We start from the raw sequence: 16,094 nt of genomic DNA, 5'->3' as shown, positions 1-16,094 counted from the left end.
GTTAATCCATGTCAACTTATTTTAAGATGGCAGGCAGCTTAATTTGTAATGTAAAGATTTGATTTTTATAAACGAAATCAAGATAGCCAGCATGTTTTTCGACAATTTGTGCAATAATCTGTGTTCCCAGTCCTTCATGATTTCCTGATTTTGTTGATTGTGACCGTTTCGTAAATAAATGATCGAGCACATCATTCGGCAAGGGACGGGTGCAGTTTTTGCAAGTTAGCATAAAAAGACCGCTGCGCTTGAAGGATTGTAAGATAATCTGCGGTTTTTTTCCGTTCTCTCTTTGCCATTCGGCACTCGCCTCCAGTGCGTTATCTAGTATATTCCCGATTAAGGCTGTTAAATCACGATCAGAAAGTGGTAAGCCGGAAATCGCTGCTTCGAGATCATATATCACTTCGATCCCTTCTTCCTGTCCTTGCCGGTAACTGTGATGCAGGACACCCGCTACTGTTCCGCGTTCTCCTTGAATAGACAGGTTTGTTTCCTTATATCCTTCTACTAGCTCATTTAAATACGTTGTTGCTTCTTTATGGTTATTATTTTCGAGCATATAATGCAAGCTGGATATATGTTTTAAAAAGTCATGTCTTTCTTTGCGGACAATGAGAAAGGTGTCATTCATTTGCTCCATTTCTCTTTTGTGTGCCTGGATAAGTTGGCGGTTATTATGTAGCTTATGACTGATGATATGCCGGTTCGCTTCCAACAGGATAAAAGTGAGAAGCGGAATAAGCGAAATCAGACCAGGTTCAGTTAATACGTAAATGATGAGAAGCAGGAGCTGGATGCTGTATAATCTGAGATTTTCCTTTGTTCCAAGTGCATCTATGTGTACCATGAGTTTCCTCTGTAATAGAAAAATAAGTAGGAAAGCTAAAAAAATCGAGACGAAAAAAGGTAAATCAAAAGGTAAAGCTCGTCCTGCAAATTCAATATGAATAACAGCGAGCAAGGCAATACTTACCCAATAAAAATACACACGCTTCATAACTCAACCCCCTCTCAGCCGGGACAACTGCACTGACCCCATGTCCCAATGGAGCAGAGGGATTGTCCCGTTCTAAAAGTAATTTTCCTGTAAGTAGTCGACCATGTCTTTTGTAATCATTGCTGTTTCATCTAATCCGTCAAAGTTTACGACGAATGAATTTTTGGCGTATAGTTCAAAGTTTTGAATATAGTGGATGTTAATGATAAAGGAACGGTGGGAGCGAAGAAAATCCCTTTCCCTCAGCTCACCCTCCAACTCTTTTAACGTTTGGTACGTCTTAATGGTTCCATTTTTTGTGAAAATCGTAGAAGACCTGCCTGTTCGTTCAATGAAAATAATATCTTTCTTTTGGATGATATGAATGTTGTTCTTCTGCTTAATATAAAGTCTTCCCGTAATTTCCGCTTGCCCAGACCTCTCCATTACCCGCTTAATCGATGTCTTGAGCCGGTCTTTCGTATAGGGCTTCATAATATAGTCATGTACATTGATTTCAAAGGCATGAACCGCATACCCGCTGTTTGCTGTTACAAAAATAACCTCAATATGAAGCGCATGGGAATGAATAATATCTGCGAGCTCATAGCCGGAAAGATGGGGCATTTCAATATCGGCGACGAGCAGCATGATTTCCTCATCTTTAATCCGTTTATACGCTTCCTCTGCGGATGTGGTGGCGAAGACGATCTCCACATTATCAATCTGTGAAACAATCCCAACCACTTTATCTAAATCAATCTGACGGTCATCAACAATTCCAACCTTCAGCATACGTGCAACACCTGTACTTTCTATTGTTTTTGACGCAATCGTTTTTCTTCATTATACCATCTCGAAGCGTGAATAGGGCATTTTCACGACATCAAAGGGACGATTCGCGACATGTCCGGTGAAAGAAGCGATGGTTTTGCTTACAATGAATGTAACAAATCAAAAGAGGGATGGGAACGAAATGATTGAAATTCAAAACGTGACGAAACGATTTCAAGATAAAAAAACATCAGTAACTGCTTTAAATCATGTGTCCTTTACAGTTCAGGAGGGGGAAATCGTCGGTCTGTTAGGGGAAAACGGAGCTGGGAAGACGACGCTTCTCCGCTCGATTGCAACATTGCTTACACCGACTGAAGGGGAAGTTCTGGTAAAAGGCTATGACACGGTGAAAAAGCCAGATGAAATTAAAAAGCGGATGGGCGTCTTATTTGGCGGTGAGACAGGGCTCTATAACCGCATGACCGCTAGAGAAAACCTCGAATACTTTGCAACACTCTATCACTTGAGCAAGCATGAGACGAAGGTGCGGATTGATGAGCTCGCGAAAATGTTCGGTATGCGCGATTTTCTTGACCGGAAAGTGGACGGTTTTTCTAAAGGGATGCGCCAGAAAGTGGCGATCGCCCGAGCCATCATTCATGACCCGGAAATTATTCTATTCGACGAACCGACGACAGGGCTTGATATCACCGCTTCCAACGTATTCCGTCAACTCGTTCAAGAACTAAAAACACAAGGTAAAACAATTATCTTCTCGAGTCACATTATGGAGGAAGTCGATCTGCTCTGTGATCATGTCGCGATGATCCATAAAGGCGAGCTTGTTTATCACGGGGAGAAAGAGGCTTTATATGAAGAAGAAAACAGTCGTGATTTAAACTATATCTTTATGAGTAAATTAGTGAGGGGGACGGATGGCTATGCTATTTAAAATATATAAAAAAGAAATGATCGATTCCTTCCGCGATAAACGGACATTGTTATTAACCGTGTTATTACCGATTCTGATGATGTCGGCACTAACTTTTTTCTATGAAAGTTTGATTAGTGACGGGGAAAATGAAACATATACACTGGCTGTGGAAGAAGGGTTGTCAACCGGGCAGGAAACGATACTTGGGACAATGGATAATGTGGAACTTTTACGTACGGAAAATCCGGAACAGGCATTTATTGATGGAGACGTCCAAGCGGCAATTGTGTTTGCGGATAACTTTGACGCGGAAGTGCAAGCGGGAGAAGCAGGCAATGTGGAGCTGATCGGCGATACATTCAGTCAAAAGTCTTCTAACCTTATTTTCATTGTAACGAGCAAGCTTGCAGAATATGAACAAATTGTTGTCGCAGAGAGATTGCAGCATGCGAATATCGATCCATCCATCACCCAGGCAGTTGCAATGGAGCAACGGGAGACGAACGCAGAGGACAGTAATATTCAGGTGCTGGCTTTGTTGATTCCGCTTATTCTATCGATTGCAATCGGGGTTGGAGCAGGTCCGTCGGCAGCAGATATCTTTGCAGGTGAAAAGGAAAAGAAAACGATGGAAGCACTCCTGATGACGCCGGTGAATCGCTCTACATTACTAATGGCAAAATACTTAACGATATCTTCAGTTGGCGTCATTATTGGGATTATTACCCTCGCCGTCGTTGCAATCGAGGTAGCCTTCTTTACGGAACACTTAAAAGCGGCAATTTCGTTCGGTGATAATATGGTTGCGATCATTGGAATGGGCGCACTTGTGACGCTAGTCTATTCGTTCTTCGTTGGTGCTCTCTTAATGATCACAAGTATTGTTGGTAAAACGGTAAAAGAAGCGCAGAGTTATAGTACACCGATTATGATGGTAATCATTTTTCCTGCGATGATGATTGGCGGACTTGGGGTGAATGAGTTTACGATGAATCATTTTATCCTGCCATTTGTAAATATCTTTGCGATTCTTACGGAATTGTTGTTTGGTGTAGTGAATTATGGGCACATATTTATGACGATTGGCAGTAATCTTGTTTGTATCATCATTATTTTTATCATCAGCAGAATCCTATTTAGTAAAGATAAATGGGTGATGAACTAAACGTGAATGAAATGTAATCATCTTAGAGTTAAATAAATCCGGACCAATCAGCTGATCGGTCCGGATTTTATTTGAATAGGATGTGCAACCTAGATTATCCTAACGTATTCAATCGATTAAACCACCGATTCTCTCTACTAACAATTATTTGTTCATTGGCCGACAATATGTTCAACGACTTTTCCATTTCCATCGATTATAACAATCTCTACATATGGTGATGGTGAAGCATTAAATACGTATTATGAAATTCATTAATATCAGAAACGAATATAAAAGGCAAAGAATCTGACTCTAGTGGGAGTGCTATGACGGTATTCTCTTCGTGCGATTATATTGGCTATTGCTTGGATGTCTAGTTGTCTCTTAAGATGAATGTTTCGATACCCAATTGTAAGATCTGTTTACGTTTGTTTTCCGCAATGGTGCGACTTGAATAGGCGCCTATGATGACCCGGTGCATCGTTTTTCCGTTAACTGAGACTTGCTTTACCGTCGCTGGGATTTGTCTCGTGGTGAGTAACACTTGTCTTGCTTTGGCATTTGACTGCTTTGCAAAGGAACCGGCAATTAATTGGTATCCTCCTTTACTCGGAGAAACTGCTTTTTTCAATTTAAAAATCTCGACTAATCCATCTACGTGTGCAGCTGCGACTTTTTCCCTCCAAGCTGTTTGCTTCATCAATTTCGCATCTTCCGGATGATCGATAAATCCATTCTCTGTTAAAATTGCCGGCATATTCGATTCGCGCAGTACATGAAAGTTGGCTTGTTTCATTCCACGGTTCGGTATGCCGATTGCTCGCCGAACTTTTTCATGAAGGGTCACTTGATAACTTCTCGTAGCCGCTCCTCTTGGCAATTTGTTATAAACAAAATCCTCATATCCCCGGGCACGCCCGTTAAAAGCATTACAATGGAGGGAAAGGAAAATATCTGCGCCCCAGCTGTTCGCTTCATTCGTCCGTGCGCGAAGACTTTTCGTTACATCCGTTGTGCGGCTTAACTTTACGGTAGCTTGTGGGTAATTGTACAGTAGTCGCCTGATCCTGATTGCTAAATCAAGGACAACTTCCTTTTCCTGCAACCCATTGCCGGCTGCACCGGGATCACTTCCACCATGACCGGCATCAAGATAAATTTTCATCTGTATCATCTTCCTTTCTATTAAAAATCCATTCATTTCTATAATCGAAAAGAAATGATAGAAAGGGAGGCATAGTTATAGAAGAAAGCTGCATATAATAAAAAAGACCTGCAAATTTACAAAAGCTTTACATTCGGATAATACTTCCTTTACATTGGGGCACTATACTAGTACTTGAGAGCGAAAAGCACTCAAGATAAAATCATCTATTATTGGGGAGGACATTGTCGTATGAAGCTCAAGAAATTTCTTATGTTCCTTTTAATTGGAGCATTGCTCACAGTACTTGCAGCATGTGGAGGAACAGAAGATAACGGAGATGACACTGGAACTGAAGAGTCATCGGAAGAAACAGAAGAAACAAATGGCAGTTCAGAGGAAGCGCAAGAAGGCGAATCTGAAGAACTGGAAGGTAGTGTAGAAATTGACGGGTCTGGAACAGTTTATCCATTAATGTCTAGACTTGCTGAAGAATATATGCTTAACGAACAGCAAGGCGTATCTGTCGAAGTTAGCCGTGCAGGTACAAGTGCTGGTTTCGAACGATTCTTAGCGGAAGGCGGAACAGACTTTAACGATGCTTCCCGTGAGATTAAAGAAGAAGAGCAAGCAACAGCAGATGAGCTTGGTATTGAAGTAAAAGAATTGAAAGTAGCGCTTGATGGGTTAACAATTGTTATCCATCCAGATAATGATTGGGCAACGGAACTCACTCCAGAGCAAATTATCGATATTTTCTTAGGTGAGTATACGAACTGGTCTGATATTAACCCAGACTGGCCAGAAGAGCCAATCAATACATACGGACCGAACGAAAACCATGGTACGTACGAATTCTTCTATGAAAATATTTTAGAAGAACAAGATTTAAGAGATGATGTTAACCTGCAACAAGAGTATTCAACCCTCGTAACGTTAATTTCTGAAGATGTGAATTCCATCGGGTTCTTCGGGTTCGGTTACTATGTAAACAACCAAGATCAAGTACAAGCAGTTCATGTTGATTTTGGAAATGGCCCAGTTGAGCCATCCCTCGACACGATTGCGGAAGATGGCGACTATGGAGATTTCACACGCCCGGTATTTACTTACCTGAACGTGAATAATGCCAAGGAAAAACCACAAGTACTTGATTATGCAATCTATGTTATGGAAACTGCTTCAGATCTTGCTGGGGAAACTGGATTTGCACCAATTCCTGAAGAAGAAGCAAGTACATTAGTTGAAGAATTAGAAGCTCTTAAATAAAATAATCAACATCATTTAAACAATAAAGATGAGGGCAAAATATTGCTCTCATCTTGTTGTGAGTTTTAAAGCTTGGGAAGGAGTCAAACGGAAATGGCGGGGAACAGCGATACAAACAAAAACGCTGTGAATGTAAGAGAAATGATTGCGGAAAAGAAAAAAAAGAAAAATCTCTCCAATTTTACGGAAAAATTCATTCCAACTTTTCTTCTCCTCATCGCATCGATCTCTCTTCTGACAACAGTAGGAATTATTATAACTTTATTTACGGAAGCAATTGAATTCTTTAAAATAGTGCCGATTTGGGAGTTCTTTACCGGTACCGTACTGAGACCGATGAGTCAAAATCCGGAATTCGGGGTGCTGCCTTTAATTAATGGTACATTGATCTCAACCTTTATTGCGATGCTTGTAGCAGGTCCAGTTGGGATCATGTCGGCGATTTATTTAAGTGAATATGCATCTGACCGGGTAAGACGGGTGTTAAAGCCTCTGCTTGAAATTCTTGCGGGGATTCCGACGATTGTGTATGGTTTCTTTGCATTCACATTCGTTACGCCACTCATCCGAAGTATTTTTCCGGAGGTTGGAGCGACAAATATTCTGAGTCCTGGTCTTGTAATGGGAGTCATGATTATCCCGATGATTGCTTCCTTGTCTGAAGATGCGATGAGCTCCGTGCCAAACAGTATGCGGGAAGGTGCATTCGCCTTAGGTGCGACAAAATTAGAGACGACCTTTAAAGTTGTCATCCCAGCAGCACTGTCTGGAATCATTTCATCCTTTGTACTCGGTATTTCACGGGCAATCGGGGAAACGATGATTGTTACGATTGCAAGTGGGAGCTCAAAGAATTTTACCTTTGATATCACGCAATCGATGCAGACGATGACCGCTTATATCGTGGAAGTTTCTTCAGGAGATGCTCCGGCAGGTTCGACGATTTATTACAGTCTTTATGCTGTCGCAGCTACATTATTCATATTTACGTTGTTAATGAATATCCTTGCAAGATATCTCTCTCGTAAATTCAGGGAGGAGTATTGATTATGAAATATGTTGATGAAGCAGTTGTAGAAAAACGGATGAAAGCACGTATACGCAATAATTCCATACTGAAATTCATCTTTTTACTATCTACTTTATTTGGCTTGGTAGTCTTGGCAGTATTGCTTATACGTGTATTTTCCCAAGGTATTGCTTGGCTGGATTGGGATTTTATTACGGGTAGACTATCTACAGACCCAGACCGTGCAGGAATTATGGGAGCGATTCTTGGAACCTCATGGCTCATGCTCGTCGTCATTCCAGTTACTTTATTCATAGGGGTAGGGACCGCTATCTATCTAGAACTTTATGCGAAACCTGGCCGTTTTCAAAACTTTATCGCAACGAATATATCGAACTTAGCTGGTGTACCATCGATTGTTTATGGTCTACTCGGGTTAACTATTTTCGTCCGGGCACTTGAGTTTGGCAATGTCGTGTTGGCAGGCGGTTTAACCTTATCACTCTTAGTATTGCCGATTGTTATTGTAGCAGCTCAGGAAGCGATTCGCGCCGTTCCGCAGTTTTTAAGTGAAGCAAGCTATGGGATGGGGGCAACGAAATGGCAAACTGTAAAGAAAATTATCTTGCCTGCAGCTTTACCAGGTATTCTGACTGGTTCAATTTTAGCATTGTCACGGGCAATCGGAGAGACAGCACCACTTACCGTAATTGGGATTCCGGCATTACTGATTCCGTTCCCGGGCAGCTTCTTCGATACATTCACAGCACTCCCGATGCAGATTTATTACTGGACACTTGATGCATCCTTAGTATCTGAATATGCTTATCTTGCAGCTGCAACGATTATTGTTCTGCTCGTGCTGTTATTCTTACTCAATTCCGTAGCTATTTTCATTCGGAATAAATTCCAACAACGTTATTAGGGCTTGTTCGAGAAGTCTGGTAAAAGGACATTTATTAATAGGATACGGATCGATTCAAGTTATGTTTTTTAAGGAGAGAAAATAATGAGCCAGAAAATAAAGGTAAAATTAAATGATCAGGCCATCAAAAGTTCTGATCAACAGGAAGACAAGCGTGCCGTATTTGAAACAAACCAGTTGAATTTATGGTACACAGACACGCATGCATTAAAAGATATTAATCTATCCATTAAAGAAAAAGAAGTAACTGCCGTTATCGGGCCCTCCGGTTGCGGGAAGTCGACATATATTAAGACACTCAATCGCATGGTTGAACTCGTTCCAGGCGTTCGCACAACCGGTGAAATCAAGTATAAAAACAGAAATATTTTAGATCGGAATTTCCGTGTAGAAGATTTAAGGACCCAGGTAGGCATGGTTTTCCAGAAACCAAATCCTTTCCCCAAATCGATATATGAAAACATTGCGTACGGGCCGAAAATCCATGGAATCAAAAACAAGAAAATCTTAGATGAAATAGTTGAGAAAAGCCTTCGCGGGGCATACATCTGGGATGAGGTGAAAGACCGCTTGAATGAGAATGCGTACGGGCTTTCTGGCGGGCAGCAACAGCGTCTTTGTATTGCCCGATGTCTAGCGGTTGAACCTGGCGTCATTCTGATGGATGAGCCGACGTCAGCACTCGACCCGAAATCAACCCTTCGAATTGAGGAGCTTGTTCAAGAGCTTCGTGAGGATTACTCCATCGTTATTGTCACACATAACATGCAGCAAGCCGCAAGAATCTCTGACAGGACTGCTTTCTTCTTGAATGGAGAAGTCGTTGAGTTTGATGAAACAGATAAAATCTTTACCAATCCAAAAGATAGCCGTACGGAAGATTATATTTCCGGCCGTTTCGGCTAAACATGAATAAAACGAGACCAGCTACGTTGTTGCTGGTCTCGTTTTATCACGCATTAACGGTCTGTAATCCCCTCACCTCTAAACATAGTGGAAACGAAACATGTGAAGGTGAGGGATAAACAGTCCGTAAGTTCCTGATTCTCTTCAACTAACATTCAGTCGGGGGAAGGACTTCCCGACTGAATGAAGTTTCACTTTATTAATAAACCTTTAAACTTCTGCTATACTTGGGGTAGATTTTGTTTTGTTGAAGGCAGGTGCTTTTTAGGTTGACTGGTGTATTGCGTATTATTACTCATATTTTCCTCTTATATGCATTACTCCTGATCGGGAATGTTCTTCAGGAGATTTTTCACTTATTCATACCAGGCAGTGTCATTGGTATGATCCTTTTATTTCTACTGTTAAAACTGGGCATCATGAAATTGAAGTGGTTGGAGGAGGGGACCTCACTTTTATTAAGACATCTCACGTTATTCTTTATTCCGGTGACAATTGGATTTATGGAATATCTTGAATTGTTTAAAGGAAGAGGATTATTACTTCTTATTATTACAGTAATCAGTACAGCGCTTGTTATGGGGGTAGGCGGAGCTGTTAGTGAACAGCTGGCTCGCAGAAAGGAAACGCAGAATGAATGAAATCATGATTGGTATCATTGCAATTGTTGCAACCGTCGCTATCTATCTCTTAATTCTTCCAATTCATAAAAAAATTCAATCGCCGTTTACACAGCCAATCGTCGCTGTATCAGCTATAATAATTCTGTTTTTATTTCTGCTTGATATCCCTTACGAAACATATATGATTGGCGGTCAGTGGATTGAATTTCTGATGGGTCCAGCAGTTGTAGCGCTCGCATTGCCGCTTTATAAGCATTATGACATGTTGAAGGAATATGTGAAGCCAATTCTTGTAGGAGTCACGATAGGTGCCTTTGTAGGGGTGACTACGGGTCTTTTCATGGCTAAGGCGCTCGGCTTTGACCGGGAAGTGATTCTCGCAATTGTACCTAAATCGGTTACGACTCCAGTAGCTATCTCTATTGGTGAAACATTGGGAGGATCGCTGTCGTTGACTGCAGTATTCGTTGTCATTGCTGGGGTTTCCGGATCGATTATTAGCCCGCTTATATTTAAACTTTTTAAATTACAGGGTCCGCTAGGAAGAGGAATTGGTATGGGAAGCGCTTCGCATGCCATCGGTACAGCGGCGAGTATGGACAGAAATGCGCTGGAAGGGTCGGTAAGTTCCATCGCAATGATCATCAGCGCAATCATCGTCTCTTTCTTTGCACCGTTATTCGTCTTGTTATTTTTGTAATTTAATATTAGCGAATGAATTTCATAATTACCAAAGTCGGCTTTCCCATCACCATATGTAGTTGGGAACGAACCAACTCAACTACATATGGTGATGGTGATGCATTAAATACGTATTATGAAATTCATTAAGCAGCATGAGGCAACTGGGTGTATCTATGTAAAATTTAAGAAAATCCGCAGATTACGTTCATTCAGCGTAGGTTTTTGTTTGTTCCATAGGAGGGCTCTCTAATTGCCGGGCAACTGAACTGGTTGGAATAATTACTCTGAATGGAAGTTATTCCGTTATAACGGGCATTTGAGGTGGGAGTTTTACGGATGTTTGCACGGAGTTGAAAAAGAATAGAATCCTCGAAATGTGGTATTTATTATAGTAGACCATTTATCCATTCCAGGAGAAAGGAACATACGCCATGGCATATTACCAGCAAGACATAATAGAAGTACTGGAAGAACTCGATTCAGTAAGAGAAGGTTTAAAGCAAAGCGATGTAGAGAAACGGTTAGAGAAGTTTGGTTATAACGAATTAGCAGACAAGGAAAAAGTTCCGACATGGAAATTATTTCTTGAAAGCTTCAAAGATCCAATGGTCATCGTCCTGCTTGCTGCAGCAGGAATCCAAATTTTACTCGGAGAAATTGCGGAGTCTCTCATTATTTTCCTCGTGCTCATTATCAATTCTGTGATTAGTGTGATTCAGACAAAAAAAGCAGAAAGCTCACTCGATGCATTACGGGATATGTCCGCTCCAGAAGCTAAAGTGATGCGGGATGGGGCGAATAGGCTGATCCCAGCCCGTGAGCTCGTTCCAGGGGATATTGTGCTGCTTGAAGCAGGGGATTATATTCCTGCTGACGGAAGAATTATCTCAAGTGAATCACTTAAAATAAATGAAGGCATGCTTACCGGAGAGTCGGAAGCGGTGGAGAAAAATACGGAAACGATACCGGAAGAAGCTCCGCTCGGTGATCGATTTAATGCTGTTTATAGTAGTTCCCTCGTCGTCAATGGCCGTGGTATGTTTATCGTGACAGGTACGGCTGAACAGACGGAAATTGGTAAAATTGCCGACTTGATTGCGACCGCTGAGGCAAAACAGACCCCGCTCCAGCAAAAGTTAGAAGTATTTTCAAAGAAACTTGGTCTTGGTATTTTAATTCTTTGTATTTTAATCTTTGCCGTACAAGCGCTGCGAATTTGGTTGGGTGATTCAGAGGTAGCTACCGGAACGGCACTGCTCAATGCGTTGATGTTCTCTGTTGCGATTGCCGTTGCAGCAATCCCTGAGGCTTTATCATCAATAGTGACAATCGTCTTATCTGTCGGTACGAATAAGATGGCAAAGCAGCATGCGATTATTCGTAAGCTTCCTGCCGTTGAAACGCTGGGCAGCGCGAGCGTTATTTGTACGGATAAAACTGGAACATTAACCCAGAATAAAATGACGGTCACCGATTACTTCGTGTTAGACAAGGAAGAGAAGACCGCTGGAAAAGCAAAGCAGATGCTGCACTATGTTGCTGCCCTCTGTAATGATGCAGGATTGAATCAAGATGGAAAAGAAATTGGCGACCCGACGGAAACAGCGCTTATCCATTTCGTCAATGACAGTGACAAAGGATATGAGGCGATTCGGGAGGAATTCCCGCGTCTTGGAGAACTGCCATTTGATTCGGATCGGAAGCTTATGTCAACCATCCATTCTATTCAAGGTGAAAACCTCTTGCTTACAAAGGGTGGCCCGGATATTATGCTGAATCGGGCAAGCTATGTGTTACAAGCGGGAGAAGAAGTTCCGGCAACAGAAGAACTGCTTTCTAAGTTCACTGAAATGAATGAGGAGTTTTCCAACCAAGCCCTGCGCGTACTTGCCTATGGTTATAAAAAACTTCCTGAAGGTATGGTGAAGGTAACGGCAGAAGATGAAGATGACTTTGTGCTTGTCGGAATTACCGCGATGATTGATCCGCCTCGGGAAGAGGTTTATGACTCAATCCGCCAGGCGACAAACGCAGGGATTCGCACGGTAATGATCACAGGAGACCATAAAACGACGGCTCAAGCGATTGCAAAAGATATCGGAATAGCACGTATTGGGGATATTGCACTTACTGGGCAGGAATTGGATGCTTGGAGTGACGCGGAACTTGATGAAAAGTTAGATAAGATATCCGTCTATGCCCGGGTTTCACCGGAAAACAAAATTCGGATTGTGAAAGCTTGGCAGCGGAAGGGCAAGATTTCCGCGATGACGGGAGACGGTGTGAACGATGCACCGGCTTTGAAACAGGCAGATATTGGAGTTGCCATGGGGAGCGGCACAGATGTTGCGAAAGACTCCGCTGCCATGATTTTAACCGATGATAATTTCGTCTCGATCGTCCGTGCTGTCGGTGTTGGCCGTACCGTGTACGATAATATAAAAAAAGCAATCAGTTATTTATTTGCGGGGAACTTAGGAGCGATCATTGCCATTCTTTACGCGGTTATTTTTAACTTGCCGAATCCGTTCACTGCCTTGCAGCTTTTATTTATCAACTTGGTAAATGATTCGCTGCCGGCAATTGCTCTTGGGATGGAAAAGTCGGAACCGAACATTATGGACCGGAAGCCGAGAAAGCTTGACGAAGGCATCTTTGAAGGCGGGACATTACGAGCTGTCATTACGAGAGGGATTCTGATTGCAGTTGTTGTCATCATTGCCTTTTATATCGGGCTCCGTTATTCCACAGAAATGGGTGTAGCGATGGCATTTTCAACGCTCATTCTTTCCCGGACGTTACAAACCTTTGCGACCCGGTCGAATACGCAGACAGCGATTGGTGCAGGGTTCTTTCAAAATAAATATGTACTTGGCGCAGTTGTAATAGGCTTTCTTTTATATGGGATGACAACCTTGCCATTTGCAAGAGGTATTTTCAACATCCCGCCGGATTTCGGTTTCGGGGAATTTGCGATTAGTTTAGGACTTTCCCTTACCGCACTGATTGCAATGGAGCTTGCGAAAATCATTCAAACACGCCTCGTGAAGGCAGAATAAGCGGGCAGAAAGGAAATTTCCTTTCTGTCTTTTTTATGCATAATTTTTAAGTTTTTTGTAAAGCTATGATTGTAACAATCTTAGGAGGTGTAAACAATGCATACGTTGCGAAAAATTGCATTGGCACTTGTAATTATTGGGGCGATTAACTGGGGACTTATTGCTTTATTCCAATTTGACCTGGTTGCAAGTATCTTTGGCGGACAGAACGCTGGGCTTTCCAGGCTGATTTATGGACTCGTCGGATTAAGCGGATTAATTTGTCTGAGTTTCTTCTTTGACCCAGAGACAGACGGTGACGTAAATCGTGGTGTTCAAGCGACGAACCAAACGACATTTGGAACAGAATTCGCCGATGATTTTGAACCGGAATATCGCAGAGAACAAGCCGACGAAGTTCCGCCACGCGGCCGAGATGATGTGTGACTGTAAAATAACCCTCTTCATTTAGAAGGGGGTTATTTTATTGTTGACAATGCAACGTATTCCTGTTAACATTTACATATAATGAATTACAAATACTTTAATTAATATAACTTTAATTTATGGAGGGTGACGAATGAATCATTTAAAAGGTATTCACCATGTAACTGCAATTACGAGCAGTGCTGAGAAGAATTATGAATTTTTCACGTATGTATTAGGAATGCGCCTTGTGAAGAAAACAGTAAACCAGGACGATATTCAGACCTATCATTTATTTTTCGCCGATGATGAAGGAAATGCTGGAACAGACATGACGTTCTTTGACTTCCCGGGTATTCCAAAGGGAATGCACGGAACCGATGAGATTTATAAAACATCTTTCCGTGTGCCAAGTGACGCAGCCCTTGATTACTGGGTAAAACGCTTTGATCGCTTGGAAGTGAAACATACTGGAATTAAAGAACAATTCGGCAAGAAGACAATTTCATTTGTCGACTTCGATGATCAGAACTACCAACTTATTTCAGATGAAAACAATCAGGGAATCGCATCTGGAATTCCATGGCAAAATGGCCCGGTCCCGTTAGAATATGCGATTACTGGTCTCGGACCAATCTTCGTTCGGATAAGACAGTTCGATTATTTTAAAGAAATGCTGGAAAAAGTCTTGCTCTTTAAAGAAATTGCAGAGGAAGATGGTGCACATTTATTTGAAGTTGGTGAAGGCGGTAATGGTGCCCAAGTTATTGTAGAGAAAAATATCGTACTCCCCGCGCACCGACAAGGTTTCGGTACGGTTCACCATGTAGCCTTCCGGGTCGAGGATCGCTCTGTTCTTGATGAGTGGACAGAACGGATGCATCGTTTCGGTTTCCAAACGTCCGGCTTTGTTGACCGCTTCTTCTTCGGTTCTTTATATGCACGTGTGGCACCGCAGATTCTTTTTGAATTTGCAACAGATGGACCAGGATTCATGGGGGATGAGCCATATGAAACCCTTGGTGAAAAATTATCTCTGCCACCATTCTTGGAACCGAAACGGGAAGAAATTGAAAACATGGTCCGTCCGATTGATACGGTAAGAAGTACAAAGGGAATTGAAAAGGAATATTAAGAATAAGACCTCGTTCCGTAATGGAACGAGGCTTTGTTTTTTACTTGATATGCTTACTGGAAATCTCAATGCCAGTTTTTTAAACCGGATATGCTTTGGAGGTTTATTCCGGTGTAATCGTCCGTAAAATCCCCACTGATTGAAGTTTCACTTTATACATTTTTTATCGCATCTTCAACGGGCTCTTCACCTGCAACAAGGTCGAAGGATTGATTTTCTGTATTTTTATTCTTCAAGCTTGCAATCACTGCTTTTGCAACATCTTCTCTAGCAATTGCGCCATATTCCTGCAGATTTCCAGCTTGAACTTTACCAGTGCCAGCTTTATTTTCAAGCTTGCCTGGTCGGATAATCGTATGCTTCAATTTACTCTCCAAGAGGAAATGGTCTGCATAATGTTTTGCAGCCATATAGTGCTTGATTGGACTTTCCGCCCAAAACTCACGATTTTGTGCTTGGAATGCGCTAATCATAATAAAGCGATCTACACCAGCCTGTTCTGCTGCTTCGATTGCTTTAATTGCACCATCAAGGTCAACGAGAATTGTTTTATCTGCTCCTGTATGGCCACCAGATCCGGCAGTAAAGATAACCGTCTCTACACCGTTCATTACATGCTGTAAATCTGCAACAGAACCTTCCAAGTCTGCGAGTACAGCATTGGTGCCGTCTGCTTTCAATTCTTCCAATTGTTCATTTTTACGTACCATTGCAGTTAAAGAGATATCAGCTTCATCCTTTGCAAACTGGATGATATGTTTTCCGATTTGACCATTTGCGCCAATTAACAATACTTTCATGAATCCTTCCCCTTTCTTATTTCTTGCTTTGTTTCATTTTTGCAAAAGGATGAAACAAATTCAAGCAATTTAATGAATTTCATAATACGTATTTAATGCATCACCATCACCATATGTAGTTGAGTTGGTTCGTTCCCAACTACATATGGTGATGGGAAAGCCGACTTTGGTAATTATGAAATTCATTCAATTGATTTCGAGGATTAGAAAAACCAAAAAAATGCGGCAATCAAACTGACGGTAAGCTTGAAAATAAAGCGCATCATCTCACTCCTGAAAGTATGTCTTACCCTTAGTA

Annotated in this window: 15 protein-coding genes; 11 read left to right on the top strand and 4 right to left on the bottom strand. The window is 41.8% G+C overall.

Annotated features, from left to right (window positions below; all coding sequences use genetic code 11):
- Positions 1 to 16 precede the first annotated feature (16 nt).
- Positions 17 to 1,000, bottom strand: a complete 984-nt coding sequence (locus L3V42_RS04425) for a sensor histidine kinase (protein ID WP_238471424.1) — start codon at positions 998 to 1,000, stop codon at positions 17 to 19.
- 72 nt (positions 1,001 to 1,072) lie between these two features.
- Positions 1,073 to 1,774 carry a LytR/AlgR family response regulator transcription factor gene (locus L3V42_RS04420; RefSeq protein WP_238471423.1) on the bottom strand — a complete coding sequence of 234 codons (702 nt, stop codon included), beginning with the start codon at positions 1,772 to 1,774 and terminating at the stop codon, positions 1,073 to 1,075.
- 181 nt (positions 1,775 to 1,955) lie between these two features.
- Here L3V42_RS04420 and L3V42_RS04415 point away from each other — a divergent pair, with 181 nt between their 5' ends.
- Together L3V42_RS04415 and L3V42_RS04410 are read left to right on the top strand one after the other, a co-directional pair.
- The gene (locus tag L3V42_RS04415; protein ID WP_238471422.1) at positions 1,956 to 2,708 is read left to right on the top strand and encodes an ABC transporter ATP-binding protein; all 753 of its coding nucleotides are present in this window, start codon (positions 1,956 to 1,958) and stop codon (positions 2,706 to 2,708) included.
- Complete coding sequence (locus L3V42_RS04410) at positions 2,698 to 3,855, top strand: ABC transporter permease (protein ID WP_238471421.1); 1,158 nt, start codon at positions 2,698 to 2,700, stop codon at positions 3,853 to 3,855. Before L3V42_RS04415 ends, L3V42_RS04410 begins: the two co-directional genes overlap by 11 nt.
- A 355-nt stretch (positions 3,856 to 4,210) precedes the next feature.
- Here L3V42_RS04410 and L3V42_RS04405 read toward each other — a convergent pair whose 3' ends face one another.
- On the bottom strand, positions 4,211 to 5,002 hold the full coding sequence (locus L3V42_RS04405) for an N-acetylmuramoyl-L-alanine amidase (protein ID WP_238471420.1): 792 nt from the start codon (positions 5,000 to 5,002) through the stop codon (positions 4,211 to 4,213).
- Between the two features lie 231 nt (positions 5,003 to 5,233).
- Between L3V42_RS04405 and L3V42_RS04400 the strand changes: the two genes are divergently transcribed.
- From L3V42_RS04400 to L3V42_RS04360, 9 genes are all read left to right on the top strand, one after another.
- A complete protein-coding gene (locus L3V42_RS04400) occupies positions 5,234 to 6,250 on the top strand; it encodes a PstS family phosphate ABC transporter substrate-binding protein (RefSeq protein ID WP_238471419.1) in 1,017 nt (338 codons plus the stop codon).
- Between the two features lie 93 nt (positions 6,251 to 6,343).
- Positions 6,344 to 7,297: a phosphate ABC transporter permease subunit PstC gene (gene pstC / locus L3V42_RS04395; RefSeq protein WP_235762698.1), complete on the top strand. Its 954-nt coding sequence runs from the start codon at positions 6,344 to 6,346 to the stop codon at positions 7,295 to 7,297.
- Positions 7,298 to 7,299: 2 nt separating this feature from the next.
- A complete protein-coding gene (gene pstA / locus L3V42_RS04390) occupies positions 7,300 to 8,184 on the top strand; it encodes a phosphate ABC transporter permease PstA (protein WP_238471418.1) in 885 nt (294 codons plus the stop codon).
- An 84-nt stretch (positions 8,185 to 8,268) separates the two neighbouring features.
- Complete coding sequence (gene pstB, locus L3V42_RS04385; RefSeq protein WP_255770992.1) at positions 8,269 to 9,090, top strand: phosphate ABC transporter ATP-binding protein PstB; 822 nt, start codon at positions 8,269 to 8,271, stop codon at positions 9,088 to 9,090.
- 269 nt (positions 9,091 to 9,359) lie between these two features.
- Complete coding sequence (locus L3V42_RS04380; protein ID WP_238471417.1) at positions 9,360 to 9,731, top strand: CidA/LrgA family protein; 372 nt, start codon at positions 9,360 to 9,362, stop codon at positions 9,729 to 9,731.
- Complete coding sequence (locus tag L3V42_RS04375) at positions 9,724 to 10,413, top strand: LrgB family protein (protein WP_235762695.1); 690 nt, start codon at positions 9,724 to 9,726, stop codon at positions 10,411 to 10,413. The genes L3V42_RS04380 and L3V42_RS04375 overlap by 8 nt, the downstream gene beginning before the upstream one ends.
- Before the next feature lie 415 nt (positions 10,414 to 10,828).
- Positions 10,829 to 13,456, top strand: coding sequence for a cation-translocating P-type ATPase (locus tag L3V42_RS04370; protein WP_238471416.1), 2,628 nt, complete (start codon positions 10,829 to 10,831; stop codon positions 13,454 to 13,456).
- Positions 13,457 to 13,552: 96 nt separating this feature from the next.
- Entirely contained in the window at positions 13,553 to 13,882 is a 330-nt protein-coding gene (locus tag L3V42_RS04365; protein WP_235762693.1) for a DUF378 domain-containing protein, read from the top strand.
- Positions 13,883 to 14,015: 133 nt separating this feature from the next.
- The gene (locus L3V42_RS04360; RefSeq protein ID WP_238471415.1) at positions 14,016 to 14,996 is read left to right on the top strand and encodes a ring-cleaving dioxygenase; all 981 of its coding nucleotides are present in this window, start codon (positions 14,016 to 14,018) and stop codon (positions 14,994 to 14,996) included.
- 152 nt (positions 14,997 to 15,148) lie between these two features.
- On the opposite strand, the gene L3V42_RS04355 is transcribed toward L3V42_RS04360, so the two are convergent.
- Positions 15,149 to 15,796, bottom strand: a complete 648-nt coding sequence (locus tag L3V42_RS04355; protein WP_235762691.1) for an SDR family oxidoreductase — start codon at positions 15,794 to 15,796, stop codon at positions 15,149 to 15,151.
- Positions 15,797 to 16,094: the final 298 nt, after the last annotated feature.

Source organism: Oceanobacillus alkalisoli, from assembly GCF_022213125.1.
Taxonomy (GTDB): Bacteria; Bacillota; Bacilli; order Bacillales; family Amphibacillaceae; genus Oceanobacillus; species Oceanobacillus alkalisoli.
The sequence above is the reverse complement of the archived record's forward strand: the minus strand, read 5'-3'. Positions and strand labels throughout refer to the sequence as shown.